The organism is Blautia glucerasea (assembly GCF_013304385.1).
In the GTDB taxonomy this organism is placed as follows: domain Bacteria; phylum Bacillota; class Clostridia; order Lachnospirales; family Lachnospiraceae; genus Blautia_A; species Blautia_A ammoniilytica.
Genome location: NZ_JAAITU010000061.1, coordinates 1 through 17,304, shown reverse-complemented (window position 1 = coordinate 17,304; position 17,304 = coordinate 1). Strand labels below are relative to the sequence as shown.

Annotated in this window: 17 protein-coding genes; 7 read left to right on the top strand and 10 right to left on the bottom strand. The window is 41.1% G+C overall.

Annotation, left to right across the window (positions count from 1 at the left end):
- The first annotated feature begins 146 nt into the window (after window positions 1–146).
- The 7 genes from G5B11_RS16990 (at window position 147) to G5B11_RS16960 (ending at window position 6,564) form a co-directional block, all read left to right on the top strand.
- On the top strand, window positions 147–476 hold the full coding sequence (locus G5B11_RS16990) for a DUF1648 domain-containing protein (protein WP_022415592.1): 330 nt from the start codon (window positions 147–149) through the stop codon (window positions 474–476).
- A gap of 61 nt (window positions 477–537) precedes the next feature.
- On the top strand, window positions 538–771 hold the full coding sequence (locus G5B11_RS16985; RefSeq protein ID WP_005333531.1) for an LPXTG cell wall anchor domain-containing protein: 234 nt from the start codon (window positions 538–540) through the stop codon (window positions 769–771).
- A 63-nt stretch (window positions 772–834) separates the two neighbouring features.
- Window positions 835–1,209 (top strand): hypothetical protein, encoded by a 375-nt coding sequence (locus G5B11_RS16980; RefSeq protein WP_330383125.1) that lies wholly within the window; start codon window positions 835–837, stop codon window positions 1,207–1,209.
- A 225-nt stretch (window positions 1,210–1,434) separates the two neighbouring features.
- Window positions 1,435–2,109 carry a response regulator transcription factor gene (locus G5B11_RS16975; RefSeq protein WP_005333533.1) on the top strand — a complete coding sequence of 225 codons (675 nt, stop codon included), beginning with the start codon at window positions 1,435–1,437 and terminating at the stop codon, window positions 2,107–2,109.
- Window positions 2,082–3,335 (top strand): sensor histidine kinase, encoded by a 1,254-nt coding sequence (locus G5B11_RS16970; protein ID WP_005333534.1) that lies wholly within the window; start codon window positions 2,082–2,084, stop codon window positions 3,333–3,335. Before G5B11_RS16975 ends, G5B11_RS16970 begins: the two co-directional genes overlap by 28 nt.
- Before the next feature lie 95 nt (window positions 3,336–3,430).
- Window positions 3,431–4,102, top strand: a complete 672-nt coding sequence (locus tag G5B11_RS16965; RefSeq protein ID WP_172676439.1) for an ABC transporter ATP-binding protein — start codon at window positions 3,431–3,433, stop codon at window positions 4,100–4,102.
- Complete coding sequence (locus tag G5B11_RS16960; protein ID WP_005333537.1) at window positions 4,102–6,564, top strand: ABC transporter permease; 2,463 nt, start codon at window positions 4,102–4,104, stop codon at window positions 6,562–6,564. Before G5B11_RS16965 ends, G5B11_RS16960 begins: the two co-directional genes overlap by 1 nt.
- Window positions 6,565–7,059: 495 nt before the next feature.
- On the opposite strand, the gene G5B11_RS16955 is transcribed toward G5B11_RS16960, so the two are convergent.
- The 10 genes from G5B11_RS16955 to G5B11_RS16910 all read right to left on the bottom strand — a co-directional run bounded on the left by G5B11_RS16955 (window position 7,060) and on the right by G5B11_RS16910 (window position 17,290).
- Window positions 7,060–7,986, bottom strand: a complete 927-nt coding sequence (locus tag G5B11_RS16955; protein ID WP_005333538.1) for a S1 RNA-binding domain-containing protein — start codon at window positions 7,984–7,986, stop codon at window positions 7,060–7,062.
- A gap of 16 nt (window positions 7,987–8,002) precedes the next feature.
- Complete coding sequence (locus tag G5B11_RS16950; RefSeq protein WP_022415647.1) at window positions 8,003–9,973, bottom strand: VirD4-like conjugal transfer protein, CD1115 family; 1,971 nt, start codon at window positions 9,971–9,973, stop codon at window positions 8,003–8,005.
- The gene (locus G5B11_RS16945; RefSeq protein ID WP_022415648.1) at window positions 9,963–11,069 is read right to left on the bottom strand and encodes a hypothetical protein; all 1,107 of its coding nucleotides are present in this window, start codon (window positions 11,067–11,069) and stop codon (window positions 9,963–9,965) included. The genes G5B11_RS16950 and G5B11_RS16945 overlap by 11 nt, the downstream gene beginning before the upstream one ends.
- Window positions 11,070–11,178: 109 nt before the next feature.
- Window positions 11,179–11,880, bottom strand: coding sequence for a DUF6100 family protein (locus G5B11_RS16940; protein ID WP_005333541.1), 702 nt, complete (start codon window positions 11,878–11,880; stop codon window positions 11,179–11,181).
- Between the two features lie 6 nt (window positions 11,881–11,886).
- Complete coding sequence (locus tag G5B11_RS16935; protein ID WP_005333543.1) at window positions 11,887–12,414, bottom strand: DUF5697 family protein; 528 nt, start codon at window positions 12,412–12,414, stop codon at window positions 11,887–11,889.
- Between the two features lie 328 nt (window positions 12,415–12,742).
- Complete coding sequence (locus tag G5B11_RS16930; protein WP_005333545.1) at window positions 12,743–13,591, bottom strand: MerR family transcriptional regulator; 849 nt, start codon at window positions 13,589–13,591, stop codon at window positions 12,743–12,745.
- Between the two features lie 132 nt (window positions 13,592–13,723).
- On the bottom strand, window positions 13,724–14,254 hold the full coding sequence (locus G5B11_RS16925; protein ID WP_005333547.1) for a hypothetical protein: 531 nt from the start codon (window positions 14,252–14,254) through the stop codon (window positions 13,724–13,726).
- Window positions 14,255–14,256: 2 nt separating this feature from the next.
- Window positions 14,257–15,432 carry a MarR family transcriptional regulator gene (locus G5B11_RS16920; RefSeq protein ID WP_226981546.1) on the bottom strand — a complete coding sequence of 392 codons (1,176 nt, stop codon included), beginning with the start codon at window positions 15,430–15,432 and terminating at the stop codon, window positions 14,257–14,259.
- A 300-nt stretch (window positions 15,433–15,732) separates the two neighbouring features.
- Complete coding sequence (locus G5B11_RS16915) at window positions 15,733–16,632, bottom strand: hypothetical protein (protein WP_173729154.1); 900 nt, start codon at window positions 16,630–16,632, stop codon at window positions 15,733–15,735.
- A 52-nt stretch (window positions 16,633–16,684) separates the two neighbouring features.
- The gene (locus G5B11_RS16910; protein WP_244093062.1) at window positions 16,685–17,290 is read right to left on the bottom strand and encodes a restriction endonuclease subunit S; all 606 of its coding nucleotides are present in this window, start codon (window positions 17,288–17,290) and stop codon (window positions 16,685–16,687) included.
- Between the last annotated feature and the right edge of the window lie 14 nt (window positions 17,291–17,304).

Genomic DNA, 17,304 nt, shown 5'->3' with positions numbered 1-17,304 from the left:
TGGTTGTGGTGACTTAACAATACTACTTGTAGGACTTGGTTTCCACTGCTTTTTATTAAAGTATAAAGAAAAACTGCGCCATAGCCTTGGCAGGCCATCGCGCAGCGATTTTGTTCAACTTGAATTTAGCAGAAAGAAGGATTGTTATGAAATTTATCAATACTAGAAAATTCACATGGATAATTTGTATAATAGGATTTTTGCTTGCTCTTGTAAGTATATTTTTCTTACCGAGTATTATTCCAGTACATTTTGCAAATGGGATTGCGGATGATTATGGAAGAAAAATACAAATATTTTTATTTCCTATATTACAAGTGCTTATCACTTTTTTGACTGGACGAGAAAAAGTAAAATATTGCCTGACACATTCAAAAACTTTCTTAACGGACATTCAGTTTAATTGGATGATAGATGGTGTACTTTTATTGGTAATGTTTGCAGAAATATGGGTTATCTATGCTTCATTTGCATAGAAATACTTGCATAACAATTTACATTTGATTGAGCAGATAAAAATGATTTGAGGTGGTAGCAATGAAAAAGCGATTGGGAATCATAGCCGGAATTTTAGGAATTGTATTGGCAGTCATTGGCATTGTACTGAAGCAGAAAGAAAACACAGCCGTTTCTGTTATTGGTGGTGCGGATGGCCCGACTTCTATTTTCATAGCAGGGAAGTTAAATGGTGATAATTTTATTTTTATGATTGTAGTTGGAATTATTTTATTGATTTTGGCAGGAGTTATTTTTTACAAACGTAAGCATTAAGTTACAGTTTTTAGACTGTGTATGGCGGAAGAACCGGGAAAGTGTAGATATATCATGGGGATTTTGGAAAAAAATAAAAAAAGTAAGGGTACAGCGTTTGTCTATGATGAGAATAATGATTACTATAAGATGGAAATAAACGGGATTGAATTTGTCTGTGACAGTATACATTCCGATTATGAGAAGCATGCAGTTGAACTGGCACAGGCGTATGAGAAAAGGCTGCCGGATATCGTGGATTATCTTATGCCGGATATAAAGGAGATGTTTGGAATTACAAATCCAGATGTAATAGCAAACTCACTAGGAAAGCCGAGTATAGATTTGGATAGAGGAACACTGACTTATCTGGAGCACACAATGGACAGCCTACATATTATTGAAATGGAATTTGACGGTATCTTCACGGCATTCTATAACTCCTGTATTGATGGATAGGACTTTAGTAACATAGAGCTGCAGTTGTCTACAGCTTTTATCCAGACTTCGGATGTTACAGAGAAGCAATCAGAAATGGATTGATCGATTTCTGAAGCAGTATCCGGTGAAATCCTTGAACATATGAAGGAAAAGTATGTATGTTAATTTTATTTTTATTGTAGACAAAAGATAGGACTGATATGATAAAAGAACAGGTTATTACAAATAGAGGTGGAGTATTTGATGCAGAAAATATTATTACTGGAGGATGACTTGAATCTAAATCGGGGAATTGCCCTGTTACTTTCACGGGAAGGGTATGAGGTTCGTCAGGTTTATACAATAAAGGAAGCAAAAGAAGCATTTCAAAAAGGAGATTATGCTCTTGTTATCAGCGATATTACATTGCCGGATGGTACAGGACTGGATTTTGGAAGGATGGTACGTGCAGGTGGAGATACATATCTTATCTATCTTACGGCTTTGGATCAGGAAATAGATATTGTAAATGGTTATGATACAGGGGCAGATGATTATATTACCAAACCATTTTCACTGATGGCTTTGGTGTCGAAGGTGAACGCATTGATGAGACGGCTTTCTAAGGTACAGGCACAGATTATGTCTTCCGGAGAGATTACGGTGCATATGAAAACGATGCAGGTGTATAAAGGGGATGAACCAGTTACTTTAAGTAAGAAAGAATTCTCTCTGTTGCTGTATCTCTGGGAGAATGCAGGACAGATTGTTTCAAAAGAAAGTATCCTGGAGCATGTATGGGATATAGACGGTCAATTTGTCGATGATAATACGGTTACTGTCAATATAAGCAGACTGAAGAATAAACTTGGAACAGAAGAGATAGCGAATGTGAGAGGACTGGGATATATATGGACCGGAAAGGTAAACAAAAATTAAAACGGTATTTTATCGTATATGTAATCTTTGCAGTATTTTTTACAGTAGGAATGTATCTGATAACAAAGTATGAGGAAAATGCGAAAGCAACGCAGATAGCACTGCTCCTTGCAGAACATCCTGAACTGGAAGGGGAAATAGTTGCAATCTGGGAAAAGTCAGGAACAGTAGATTTTATAAGAGACCGGGACGATCAGAAGATAGAAAGAGTCGTACAGATGCTGGAAGAAACTTATGGTTATCACTCAGGGAGTGGATCTTCAGATGTGGTTATAAGGATTATCTGGGGAATTGGATTACTAGTGGGAGTCATAGTATGTAGCCTGTTCTTGTACCTGGACCGAAGAAAAAACTGGAGCAGATACGGTGATGAGGAACAATTACAGCAATTATATGAATGTCTGCAGGAATTCAGAAAAGGAAAATTCCAAACATATCCTGAAGAAACATCAGAATCGGAACAATGGTTAAAGGTGTGGGAATCTGTAAAGGAGCTGGGGCAATATTTCGAAGATTTGAAGGAACGTCTGGAGCAGGAAGAAAATGGTACGAAGAGTCTGATTACAGATATTTCCCATCAGTTGAAGACTCCGCTTGCATCACTCCGGATGAGTCATGAGCTGGTGGCAGAAAATCGGGTTACAGGAGAAGAACAGAGGGAGTTTCTGGAGCAGGAATCACAGGAACTTACCAAACTGGAACAGCTCTTGAATGAACTGGTAAATCTTTCAAGGCTGGAAACACATATGATCCAGATACATTCGCTTCATGAAAGCCTGAAGAAAACGCTAACAGAGGCTGTCAGTCAGATTTATATGAAGGCAAGAGGAAAAGATATTTCCATTCAGGTGGAGATGGATGATGATATAGTTGTGAACCATGATTCAAAATGGACGGTAGAAGCATTAACGAATATCCTTGAGAATGCAGTCAAATATTCACCGGAACATACAACGATTACAGTGAGGACGCAGGAGCTAGCAAGCAATGTGCTTATTGAAGTAGAAGATGAAGGAATGGGCATTCCTGCGGAGGAACTGCATAAGATCTATCAGAGATTTTACCGGGGAAGGAAAGCAAAGGAACAGGTAAAAGACGGAGCGGGTGTCGGTCTGTATCTTGCCAGAAAGATCATAGAAGAACAGGGGGGGACAATAGCAGCCAAAAGAAAGGCTGAGAAAGGTATGATATTTAAAGTGACACTGCCGCTCATAATAGGAGAATAGTCGGAACCCTTACAAAACTGTTATGGTTGTTGTAAGGGTTTTGTAATGCAGGAATGTTATAGTAGGGGTATGAAATGGAAAGGGGACTTGAAGATATGAGTAGTATTTTAAAAGTAGAAGATCTAGTAAAGTATTATGGAGAAGGCGAGAATCAGGTGAGAGCCGTGGATCATACAAGTTTACAGATAGAGAGAGGCAAGTTTACAGCTATCGTAGGACGTTCCGGCTCCGGAAAATCTACACTTCTGCATCTGATTGGAGGGCTTGACAGACCGGATTCCGGCAAAGTATGGATTGATGGAACCGATATCTATTCTCGAAAAGATGATAAACTGGCACAGTTTCGAAGAAAGAAGATAGGATTTATCTTTCAGGATTTTAATCTGATTCCATCGCTGAATGTGTGGGAGAATATCGTTCTTCCGCTGGGACTTGATAATCGCAAGGTAAAGCCGCGGGAAGTGGAAGATATTCTCAAAAAAATCGGACTGCAGGATAAGAAAGATGCGATGCCGTCTGCTTTGTCTGGTGGACAGAAACAGAGAACTGCGATAGCCAGGGCATTGGTGACAAGACCGGCGATAATTTTGGCGGATGAGCCGACTGGAAACCTTGATTCCCAGACTGAGCTAGAGGTTATGAGCCTATTGAAAAGCTGCGTGTCGGATTTCGGGCAGACGCTTATCATGATTACCCATGATGAAACGATTGCCCAGATGGCGGATGAAATGATTATCATTGAAGATGGCAAGGCGGTGAGAAGATAATGAAGATGACGACCAGAGTTGCATATTGCAATATGCGGCATTATAAGAGCAAAAACATACTGATTGGAATTGCCATTATCCTGACAACATTACTGCTGTTCGTAATCCCATCAATCGGAAAAGATATGGTGGAAGTGAACTTTGCGGTAATCAATAAGATTTATCCAACATGGCATGCCCTTTATCGGAACGTGGACGAGAGTACAGTTATGAAACTGGCGGCACATCATGATGTGAAAACTTACGGACTCCGCAGCGATGCGGGGTACATGAATCTGGAAGATGCGACGGTTTCCATGATGTATATGGACAGAACAGGGATGGAACTTTATAAAGTGAAGCTGAAAGAGGGGCAACTTCCGCAGAAAGAAAATGATATTGTGGTTTCAAAAGGAATACTGGAAGCATTAGGACAGAATGGGAAAATCGGTGACACTATCACAGTACCTTATCAGATTCTGAAAGATGACGGACTGGATTATACGAAGGAGAAAGACTTTCGAATCTGTGGTTTTTTAGCAGATAATGAGAGCAGCAAAGAACAAAAACAATATACATCATTGGTTTCAGAGGCCTTTCTGAAAGCGGAGATACCGGTAGAACAGGTGAAATATCGGTTTTTACTTCAGGTGAATGGACAGAAAGGAAATACGACTGCAGATTATACAGAGACGATACAGAATATTGCCAGACAGTTCGGGATTTCCGAGGATGACATGAATATTAATAAAGAGTATCTTGCAGCAAATTATGTGGATCCGGCTACAATTCCGGTGATTGTAGGAATCATGCTTATTGTTGTATTGGCGGGCATTATCACAATTTATAGTGTTTATTATGTATCTATGAACCAGAGGGTTCGGGAATTTGGAAAGTTAAAGGCAATCGGGGCTACGAAACGGCAGCTTAGACAAATCGTACTAAGAGAGGGAATGGGAGTGGCGTTGTTTGCCATTCCGATAGGACTTTTGATCGGAACAGTTGCTGTGAAAGTTGTACTTCTCCAGTTTGTAGAACATGCAAAGGATTCAAACGTACTTATAACAGAGGCATACAAGGTTGTAGCTAAAGGAGAAGTCCAACTTTATTATTGGTGGATTTATCTGTTGGCAATTGCAGTGACTCTGTGTACAGTGTATCTGTCACTGATGAAGCCTATGCGTATGGCGGCGAAGGTATCAGAAATAGAAGCTATGCGTTACCAGGGAGGCAGTAAGCGACAGAAAAGCAGCAGGAAGGGATATCAATTTCTGAATATCGGACGACTGACCAAGAGAAATCTTGCAGAGAATAAAAAGAAGAGTACTATCACGATTGTATCTATGGCCGTTACCGGAATATTTGTCATGATGGTAGCAACGGTGCTGTCTTGTGCAAATCCGATGGAAAGTGCAAAGAGTTCGATTGTGGGGCAATATGAGATTTCTCCAATTGTGGAATCCGGGAATAAAGAGCATCCTGAATATGAATGGGCGGAGGTTCAAAAGAATAATCCATTAAATGAAGGACTAAAGCAGCAGATAGAGGAGCTTGACGGTGTTGAGCGGGTAGATGTGTTTACCGCGTTGAAGGTATCAGGAGGACCTTTTGAAGAAAAAATTGGAACCGAATTTATCAATGGAGTGCCGGAAGAATACGCAGAAGAGCTGAAAAAAGGAATCACTGAAGGCAATGTCACATACGAGGAATTGAAATCCGGGGATAAAGTGATTCTGGACCGCGCGCTACTTCACTGGTATCCAGATATTAAAGTGGGAGATAAGCTGAAACTCAATATTCATGATGGAGATAATACCTTTCAAAAAGAGATTGAAGTGGCAGCAATTGGTGAATATGGAACAGGTCTGACAAACTATAACTGTCTTATCATGGCAAAAGAAGGGGCAGAGAAACTTACCATAAATAATTCTTCCAGCTATTTTCAGGTGATTGCAGATAAGGATTATGATGAGGCACTGGAAGCATCTCTACAGGCTATTGTGGATGGATCAGGCAGACTGCAGATGCGTACCTGGAAGAATGAGTACGATACATGGGAAAATGCCATACAGATGACTAGAGGTGCATGTTATGCATTTATCATCATTCTGGCAGCAATCAGCATTATGAACTTGATTAACACAATGATCAATAGTGTCCATGTGCGAAAAAAGGAGCTTGGCATGATGCAGGCAATCGGAATGTCGGACCGTCAGTTGATGAAGATGCTCCAGTTGGAAGGTATATTCTATACAGTAGGCACTCTTATTATCAGTATCGGAGTGGGAAGTCTTGCAGGATATCCGTTGTTTTTATATGCAAAGCGTACAGGAATGTTTGATATCAGCACATACCATTATCCGGTAACAGCAGCTATTATTATAATTTTAACATTGTTTGTGATACAGATGTTATTGGCAATATTCATTGCAAAGTCAGTAAGGAAAGATTCATTGATAGAGAGAATTCGTTTCAGTGAGTAAGAATATAAATTTCTGATGTTTAATGCAGATACTAATCAATGTCATAATAAAAAGGGGGACTTGATTTCTCAAATCCCCCAGTGTATAATGAACTCAAGAAAGGTATTCAGATGCAAAATCTGATGCCCTCAGTTAAATTTTATATTCTATGTATAAGTCATAGCATCCAAAACTTTCCTAGGGTCGTGGATGCTATTTCTTATTATGTCGATCTATATAAGTCAAAGCCGCAAAAATTACCAATAGTAAAGTCAATACTTCCATTGTATTCATGGGCATCACCCTCCTTGGATACTAGAGGGCAAAATCGAAATGCATCCGTCTTTCCGGTTCAGTAATACCGAATCAGTATAACACGTTACCGTTTTCAGTACAATAAGGTAATGGTCTGAAAAATACTTTATTCTGTCACCTTATGTAGCTGTATCGTGAGTATTTGCTGGACTAATTGGTGCTGTATATGAAAAAAAGCTATTTAAAAATAAGGTGGAAGCCTTATATGGTCTGCTTGATGATGCGGGTGATGATGCCGAGGGCAACATTACGCTCTTCATCAATATGCGTCACCACAAAGGATACCTGATCCTTTTTCCCGACTGTCCGGCTGTCATAGCAGGAGTGGGCAATGGCATTGACACCGATGGAGAGCCGGACAAAGACGGTGCCTTTATGGATGTCTTCCACAGTTCCGGCGTATTTTCCCTGAATCTTACATTTTTTCATGTTTTCCTTGCTGGTGTTGCCTTCCACACTTTTGACATCTGCGTGGACAATGACCTGCTCCGGTGAGTCTGCCCGCACATCCAGGATGCGTACCAGGATGTGATCGCCTACCTGGAAGCGTTCTCTGGCATCACCCATCCAGTCGAAGGACAGGTCTCTGGCAAGAATGGAGGTTTCCACACCGAAAATTTCTGCCCGGACTACCTTTTCCGCAACAGCAATGACTCTTGCCTGCACGATACGGTCTTCATAAACTTTCGGCATTCCGGAAGCATCTTTATCCAGATAGAAGATCTGGCGTTTCTTCAGCATCGCTTCTTTCCGGCTGGCGACAATGCTGCGTGTCTTCGGATCTAATCCCTTAATCAGAAAATCAATCTCACATCCAAGCATATTGTTGAGGATTTTGTTCTGCCGCAGAGCAAGCTCCCCATAATCGTGTGCTTCATCCTGCATGAGATGGATCATCATCTCAGTTACTGGGATGACAGTACGGAAATCCTTGTAGTAAACCACGGCAATGAGGCTGCCGTTTTCTGTTTTCTCGATACCGCCAAGCATTCCGGTTAAGATCCGGCGGGTACGGTAGGCATTCTGGATCTCATGCCAGGTAAGGTCTGAAATGGACTGGGCTGTTTCCAGCTTCGCATCGGAATCCAGAGTTAAAATAGGTGTGTTGGTTGTTTCGTTTGGCATCATAGTGTCTCCTTTCAAATTATGACATGATAGAATCTTTATCTAAAGGAACCATGTCTGTGTGATCCGAATAGTTATCTGCTGAGAAGTCATCCGGGAAATCGTGATAGCCAGGTTCCTGATAAACGCTTTGCTGGTCAAAGTGCGGTTCAGCTTTTTTCTTTTTCTGCTTTCCATAAGAAGCGGTTTTTTTCGGGTGGGAAGCAGGAATAGTTGGAGTGTACGTATATTCTTCACTACATGCTCCTTTTCTCCATTCCGGAATATGTTCGGAAGCCTTCCGGGGAATGAGTTTTTGGGCATCCGGGTGCAGGGTGTAATCGTATTTTTCTACCTGCAGTACCTTCTGACCACGCAGGATAATCAGTGCAGTATCCAGCGGGAGCCGCAGGATCTCATCCGGAGTTAAGAGCTTTCGTTTCCCGATGGATCTGGTCTGGCGGTATTCCGGTGTATAATCGGATACCCTCCAGCTATTTAATTGTTTGGCTTCGCTGCTGACACCAACGGTCACATCACCGGAGCGGTTAGAGATAAATGTAGCAGTTACCTCATCCGTACAGCCTAAAAATAGCTGAGTGTCGCAGTTCCCGATGATTTCCTGCCATTGGTTTAAGGGATACCGGTTCTGCATCTGAGGCAGGTTTTGGAAAATGCAGGAAATACTGAGGTTTCGACTTCGGATCACGGAAATCTTTTTGTTGAGCGATAGGATTGCTCCCGTATTCGCCAGCTCATCAGCCAGGATATGTACCGGAACCGGCAGTTTTCCATCTTCCCCATAGGTGTCTGCATAACGGACCAGTTTGATAAATACGAAGGTCATAAACAGGGAAGAAAGAAAATCAAAAGTGCTGTCTTGATCCGAAGTGATGCAGAAGTATGCACATTTTTCTTTTCCCGGCAGCGTCAGGTTGATCTCATCATAGGAAGTGATCTGGCGGATCAGCTTGTTCTGGAATACCTGAAGTCTGGAACCGAGTCCGATGATGACGCCGGAACGTACCGTGTCACTTGCCTGCTTATAGATGCAGTAGGGGACTTTTGCCGGATGGGAGACCGGAAGCAGGTCAAAGAGGCTGTTCAGTTCTTTTTCCGAACTCATGGTCAGGAGTTTGTATACCTGTCCGATATTCTTTGCCTCCGGTGGGAATCCCTGATCCACATAGAGAATCAGAGCTTTTAATAAGTTCATCTCGGCATTGTCCCAGAAGTGATCGCCTTTGGCAGAACCGGTATTCTGGATGATGACATCAGCAAATACCTGTGCCATGGTTTCCTGTCCGCCAATTTCACCCAGACAATTCCAACTATCCGAGTTTTCCGGGTTTACAAGATTAAAGGATTTCACGATATATCCGGCATTCTCAAGGTAAGTGGCTGTACTTTCGTACAATTCCGATTTTGGATCGGTGATGATGAGGCTTTCCCCGCGGGCAACACACTGGAAGATCATGTTGCGTGCAAAGGCCCGGCTTTTCATGGAACCGCTGGCACCGTAAACGGCAATATTCCGGTTCATGCGGGTATCCTTCGGGAGACAAACGGCTTTTCCGTTCAGTTTTCCAAGAATGGTTCCCTTGTGTTTCTTGACATCATTCGTAAGCTCCAGTACCTGATGCATTTCCTCCAAAGTCATAAAACCGGAAGTCCCATAGGTTCCCTTTGTGGAATAATTCAGGTTCCGGCCCCGGTCTGTTATTTCCCCGTTTCGGTCAAATCCCATACGCATGAGAAGGAAGGTCAGGAGTCCAAAAGCTGCCAGACATAGAAAAATCCCATACAGATTGTACGGGAAAGCAGTCAGGGCATCCAGACAGGCGAGCGGGTGCGGGGAGGGGATCTGCGGGGCAGTTCCGTTTCCGGCAAAATTGCCGGCAGATTCCCAGGTCTGATAGTTGCGGATAAATTGAGCAACATAGCCTCCTGCATAGAGGGTGCAGAAGGTGATCGGAAGCATATAAATGAGCTTCCACCATTTACGGTTCATGTAAAAACCCCCTTTTGAATTTGCAAAGGTCAATACTGGAGAAATGGATTGTGGCAGTTAAGTATTTTTTCAGGACCGGAATCTGAAAATCGAAACAGATCAGGTTCCCGGATCTGCCGTATACATTTAAGCCGGTATTGAACCGGTTGATTCGCTGCATGTCAAAATCATAAGCAAGAAGGATGGGGTTCCCGGAAGCATCCGTGGCATCATGTTCCAGTGGAATTGAATCGCTGCGGCAGCCCAGATCGGACAGCAGGAGGTTGTCCAGCTTTTCCATGATCTCAGGGTGAACCAGCAGTTTTAAAAGCACTTCCCCTTCCGGAGTATTGGGAAGGTAATGGAAATGCTCGAAGGAGGTGTCCAGCATAAACAGGCTCTTTTTGTAGCCTCCGGTACTGGTAAACAGCCGGAAAGCCATTTCCATGTCGGTTCCGGTCATGATTGCCCGGATCTGTGGATGTCCGTTGTAAGGGTAGCCTTGCAGGTAATGCTGCAGGAAGGCGTTTAAGCGGACTTCCGTTCGATATTCCCATTTCAGGACTCCGTTTCCCGTGTTATAAAGGACATAGACACATTGCGGTGCCATCAGGATGCCCATGCTGCGGGAGTTCCTAATCTTCGTGGTCTCCGGGCCCAATTCCTTAATTTCTCTGGAAGCGTAAAAAAGAGGAAGGCTTCGCATACCGATGGAACCAGCTTCGCGGTGATTACAGAAGATGTCAGGTTTTACATCCGGATAAAAGGGAATCCCGGCATGAAGGAGTGTCAGATACGTTTCGGCTTTCTGATGTAAGCGGATACGTCGGGATACTTCACTTCGGATGAGGTTCGTCTCGGTATTGCCGGTCAGATAGCACTGGAAGCGTAGCGGCGAGACAGATAACAGCATCTCTTTCGCAGCTTTTGTAAGACGGTAGCCTCTGAGAGCATCCCGGTAGTGGGTACGGATGAGGTGTTCCGCCTTCAAATCCGTAATGAGTTTTTCCGCATAGGAGGCACTTGGGATGAGTCTGTTTAGCTGGTCTGCGGGAAATTCCCCGCACATCCCTATCATTTCCAGTAAGCGGTATTTCGTAGTGTCAGGTCTTATCAAATAAGCATCACCTCAATTCAGTTCTTACCCATGCAAGCCTATACTTGGGTAAATCTCCGGTGGTTTGGAGATAAAAAAAGCAAGAAAACAAAGTTCCCTGCGGTGGTTCTTACCGATGTCGGATTTCTGCCTGAGAAGTCAGGAGATTTTCCGACATGCTTTCGTGATGATTTTTCTGGTTCTGCAGCCATTTCGGAAAGTCAGCTTTTTCCATAACCGATACCAGTGTACAGTCCTTTAAGCCAAGCTGTGTCGTGTAGTAGGAATCACAGAAAAAGCCGCTGTCATCTGTCAGAACATAAGTACAAAGTGTATCCAGAATCTGTTTAAACTCCAGATTGTCATAATCCCGGATACGTCTTTGAGGAAGTTCCCTGTCATATATTTGACTGAAACATATCACGCAGTCACGATAGAGGGGCAGGGCATTTTGTTTTACATACTCCCGAAGCATATAATTAAGCGGTTCATGGAGAAATGCAGTGTTTGTGTGGACTCTTCGTTTCGGAAGCAGTCCGGGAAGCGTAATGGTGAGAATCCCCTGCTGTTCTGCAATCCGCATTCCCTGTGCATCTGCCGCTTTGGGAAGATAAGCTGCTTGATTTGGGGAGAGAGCCGGACAGACAAGGTTACGCATCTGGCAGGCAATCCGCTCCGCCCGAAGAGCAGCACTGACGCTCAGTTCCTCAAAATTTTTATCATAATTCTGGATATCAGTGACCTTCAGAGCGTAAACGGTATTCGTCAGTTTTTGCAGCTCCCCTTCCAGTTTTTCAAGCCGCTGGTAAATGGTTGGTGTATTTTGCGTCATAATAACCTACTTTCTCATGTAGTAACTGACAGCACCGGATTCATTTACAAGGCAGTAAGCGGCTACATCATCAATGGTGATTTTGGCAGCCTGGCTTTCGGATTCTAAGACAATCAGGCGTTTGGAACCATGTGATGGGATACTTTCCATCACATGATTGATCAGAGCCTCCTGTTCTTCACCGATATAGATGATTTCGTATTGTTCATCTTGCGAAAAGAAATTGAGCTTGATTGGAAATTCGCCACTGGTGTGGTATACAACACCTTTCTTAAAATCCAGCAGTACCCAGAAGCATGTAATTATAGCATAGTCAGGATTCTCAGCAGACTGCTGGCTGTCACAAAGAAGGTCATGCTCTTTATCGTAAATGATGCGCCCTTGTTTGATGAGGCTGGTAATCAATGACTTGATAGACTGCTCATGTCGGGAGAAAAGTTGTAAAACCTGGTCATACCTCAGAGTATGGTAAGTGGTAATGAACCGTAAGAGCTTGGCTCCCTCTCCTTGATAGATTTCGTTCCTTGTTTTCATGATTGACTCCCTTCTATATATAATAGGAAACTTTATACATATGGCTGTACGTACAGGATACGTTTGGTATTGTAAGTATAGTGTACGTACAAAGTACATAGAACCTGCTGTCAGCGATTGAATTTACAGGTACAAAAAAAGCACCATCTATGGGTGCTGGAAATAAGGAAAACTATAAGCAATACCTATTGTAGCATGGGTAATTTTACGCTTCAATCGCAGAAGCAGGTCATTTCTGTGCCATTTTCACTGGTTGGCATAAAAAAAGCAGGAAACCATTTTGATTCCCTGCATGGTGTATTGTTGTGCTTTTGTGTAGTTCTAATGATTACTTGTCTTTATAAAATGCTTCGAAAGCTTGTGCGAAGAATTCGGCTGTACCATTGCCGTATTTTTCATCTATCATAGGTTTGATTTTTTCATTACGGTAATATTGAGCCTGTGCAACCATCAGACCGTGTTCTTTCTTTATCTGTGAAAGTTGTTTCATAAGAAAACCGTATTCGGAAACAAGTTCTCTTACTTCAGAAGAATCTGGTGAACATACTTTTTTAGCTGCTAATTTGTATAAAAGATTGTCAAATTGTTGGTTGTAACTTTCTGCAGCCTCTTTGCTAATAGGATTGTTGGCAACAGACAGGAATTGCTCTTTTCCTCCATACCACTCAACAACTTTAGCATAGCCTTTCTGCATTTCTTCTGATGAAACTGTCTTAATATAATGCTTTTTCCATTCTTCAATGCTTCCAAACTCTTTTACAGCAAGTTCTTTCATATTGTCAGGCATATGTTCAAACATAGTTTGGAACATTTCTTCAACTTCCGTTTTACTAAAAATCGCAAAATCCATTTTATTCTCTCCTTTCAGGATATCATCAATGCTGGCAATCAGATGTTCCATACGTTCTTTCTTTGCTACCAACATTTTTCTCTGCATTTGCAAGATCTGGTTCCTTTCAAGAGCAGGATTCTCCAGAACAGCTTTGATTTCTTTCAAAGGAATGTCAAACTCACGGAAAAACAGAATCTGCTGTAATATTTCCAATGCCCTATCGTCATAAAGCCGGTATCCCGCATCACTTTTTTGTGTTGGTTTTAAAAGCCCGATTTCATCGTAATAGTGAAGCGTGCGAACGCTGATACCTGTAAGTTCTGATATTTCTTTGACTGTCCTCATAGTTGCTGACCTCCTGTTCCTGATAAGATAACTGTACGCTATGACGTTCCGTGAGAGTCAATATATATTTTGCATTTTTTAGTATAACATTTTTATGATATTACGAAAAGCCGAGGAGATAGGCGATATGTATTACTCTGGAAAGAACTTGTTGAGCGTATCCAATGTCTCTTTTGCAGTAAATCCCCAAAGGATGGTACTGAGTGCTTCAATCGCAGCCCTGCGTTTCCGGTAATAGGTGCGGTAGGAAATATTGGTGATGTGGTGAGCCAGCTTATCCAATATCTCATCTGTATTTTTCATTTCCTGTGGAGAGAGAAAAGCGTAGTAGAGAATCCAGTAATACTGTTCCCCATGCTTGTGATTGTTCCGGAGGAGATCGATGGATGATTCCAAAAGCTTCAGCATCTGGTTGCTTCTGGCAATACTTTTTGCCCGTTGTTCGATGTCGCTTCCGGTAAGATCAGCCCCGGCAGCATAGATGGAGTCCAGAAATTTGTCGATGTCATTGTCGTATTGGAGCTTAAACTGGTGCTCCATCTGGTGTACGACTACCTTCAGGCTGTAGGTTGCATCCCGGTATCTGCGTAAAAACTGATAGGTGTCGTGAAAACGTGGATCTTCTTCGGGTGAAGGAAATCCCTGTGTATTGCGGTTTGCCATGTCTATTCCCCCCCTTTCAGTGCAGAAGGCTCTGCCACGGCAGGCATCTTTTGGGCAGACTCATCCCCTGGACTTACGGACAACTCAAACCGATAAGCGGCATTTCCGTAGGGACAGATAATATTTAGAGTAAATGTATTAAATATATCTTTGCAGGCTGATAATGGAGATAATATATAGCGGGTTTTGGAGCAGTGGCAACATGGAATCCCTTGTGAATCCAATAGTTCTGCGACTTTTTGCACGATAAATTTCATGTGTGAATCTGGAACGCAGGAATCATTTTTTGTAACGGTGATTTGTGAGTCTGTGACAGTTTCTGAAACGCTAACAGAAGCAGAATCCTCAATAGTGATTTCTTCAGGTACATGGATTGGTAATTGCATCTTCATAGCGATCTCCTCCTTGTCAATCATAACGTCGCTGATATTAAACATCACGGACAGGTAATTGTTGAGATAAATTACGCTTCCGTGTTTTCCTGTAAATGAGATAAGTGTAATGTATTCTTTTTCCTCCAGTTTCTTCAAGAGTCGTGATACCGATGCCTTTGACAGACTCCACCTTTCACCCAGTTCATTAAAGCTGGTAAGGGGATTTCCGGTATTATCCCGGTAATAGACAATGGGACCGGAATCAGATCCCAGGACAGAGGAATCGTTGTAAACTGCATGAATCCACAGATCCAGAATAACATCCATTTCCGAGCATTTTCCAATGCCAATTAGTTCGTGAACTTTGGCAATCGGGAAAAAGAAAAACCCTGTATCTTTTTTACAGGGATAGTTGTATTCCAATACGGTATTGTCTTTGGACCAGTCTGATATTTTGAATTTGACCAGGCGGTTTTTGCCGAGAAGAGAGTAGGTAATGTAATTCTGCTCTTCAAAAAATCGAAGGATGGACAACGCTTGATGTTGGAAACGGCAGCGAAACCATTCCTGAAGATCTGTGACTGTGCAGATCCACTCTCCTGGACCAATGGTATAGGTAATGTGTTCCATCCGGCGGTAGGATGTGCGGTAATTTGCATAGGAGCATAATACCAGATAATAAAAAAGAAAAGAGCCCCCGGTAGTTCGGATGCTCTTGGTAGTGATTAAAGTTTGTATGAAGTCACGGTAAATGCGACAGCGTGGAAATTCCACGATTTGTTTGAGTTCTAATTTGTAATTCATGGTGATCTTCCTTTCAAAGTATATTTAATTGTAATCGGACTTTTCATAGTGTTGGTATCAAGAAGAAGCCGATGGAAGTATAGCAAGTAGTCGTGTCACTCATTGCATTTTTATTGCATTTTTAAAATTTAGATTATGTGGCTATGTTGCTCTTAACTGGTTAAAAAGCCTTTAAAATCGTCTATATGCGTTAATACTCCGTACTGTCTGTCTGGAGTTTGAGTGATATGAAAACAGCGGGAAGCCAGTATTTATGCGGCTTCCCGTTTTCTGTGCTTGCAAAATGCTTGCAGTTTTTTATTATGCTGGTTTAATTCTTTCACCATTGAAAAGTAAAGGAAAAGAATCAAAGAAATCAATAAGTTCTACAAGCTTTGCTTTGTTATATGTATCTATGCCTACAAGTGAAGGTATTTTATTGAAGTCATGAATATAATTATTTAAATCGTTATTATATTGCTGAAGAAAAATTGCAAGGAATAAATGCTCACTTTTGGATAGAGAAGTTGCTCTTGATTTTAAATCGTCAATATCCTTAATTGTTAAATAACCTTCAGAATGATATTCCCAAACGGCATCAAAAGGAAGTATTGGTGTTGAAAAAGTATATTCCCAAATTGCGCGAGCTAACTTATCAAGAGTATATTCATAGTATTTTTCTTCCATGCATGTGTTGTATAAATCAAGAATTTCAATAAAATAGCAAATGTGGTTTTTGTATAATGATATGGGTGGATTTTCATTATAGTTTTTTGTGTTGTTTGTATGCTTGTATATTAATGAGTTTTTTATATCATCATGAACAATAGAATTACGTAAATCAGATATATCCTTGATTTTATTTTCATTTAGAGATAAATCTAAATCTTGTATGGATATAAAAAATTGTATATACGCATAAAGGGATCGACTTGAGTATTTTCGTATGTTTTGATCTATTATGGCATCAATTATATCACTTGCTCTTGGGGATGTAAGAAATAGATCCTTATTAACAGAAATGGTCTTGTCAATCTTATACGGAAAAGCCTTTATATAATATCTGATAATTTCTGTAATGGTACTTTCAAATAAAGAGTAAGCATAAATAAAATATGGTTTTGCTGTAGCACTAGTGATAGATGAGGTAATCTCGTTAAGAGCTGTATTCGTATTTAATATCGCATTAGAAATATCGTTATATATAAAATTATTTATCATAGTTGGTCTCCATTAGTATTTATTCATTTTTGCGTATTTATTGGAAATTTGGTTATATATTTTTCTCTTTAAGGTATTTTGTTTTTAGTTTAAATGATATATATTTTATATATTGCTCCATAAAGTAATAATCGGGATTATCATTGCCGCCGATTGGGAGCATTATTTTTTCTCGTTTTATACTTTCTTGATTTCCCATTTTTCCATAAGAATATTTTGAACAAGTTTGCGTTAGCATTCTGGCTATAAATAAACCTGAATATTTATTCATACTAGAATTGTATAATATCAGAATAGAAGAACCAGCACCACCTCTGCCAAGAAAAGCAGTTTCTTGATAAAAAGCACTACCATCAATCGGGCTGATTGTAATACAGTTTCCTTCATCTAGAACTTCTTCTTTTTTAGGCATACAACACTTAGTAAGACCATTGTTTGTATTACCAGACGCAATAAATGGAATTGGACCAAATTTGTATTGCTTTTCAGAACGAGCTTTGGGTCTTCTTACAGTAAATAAGTCGCCAACAAAGAATGTGCCCCATTTTTTTTGCTCTAGAGAAAGAGGTGTTTTTTCCCTGTGTAAATTATTATAAGTAGTAGATATGTAGTTTTGCGAGTGTGTGAAACTTTTTCTGTAAATAGCTAATAACAGCAAGGTCTTCTATGGTA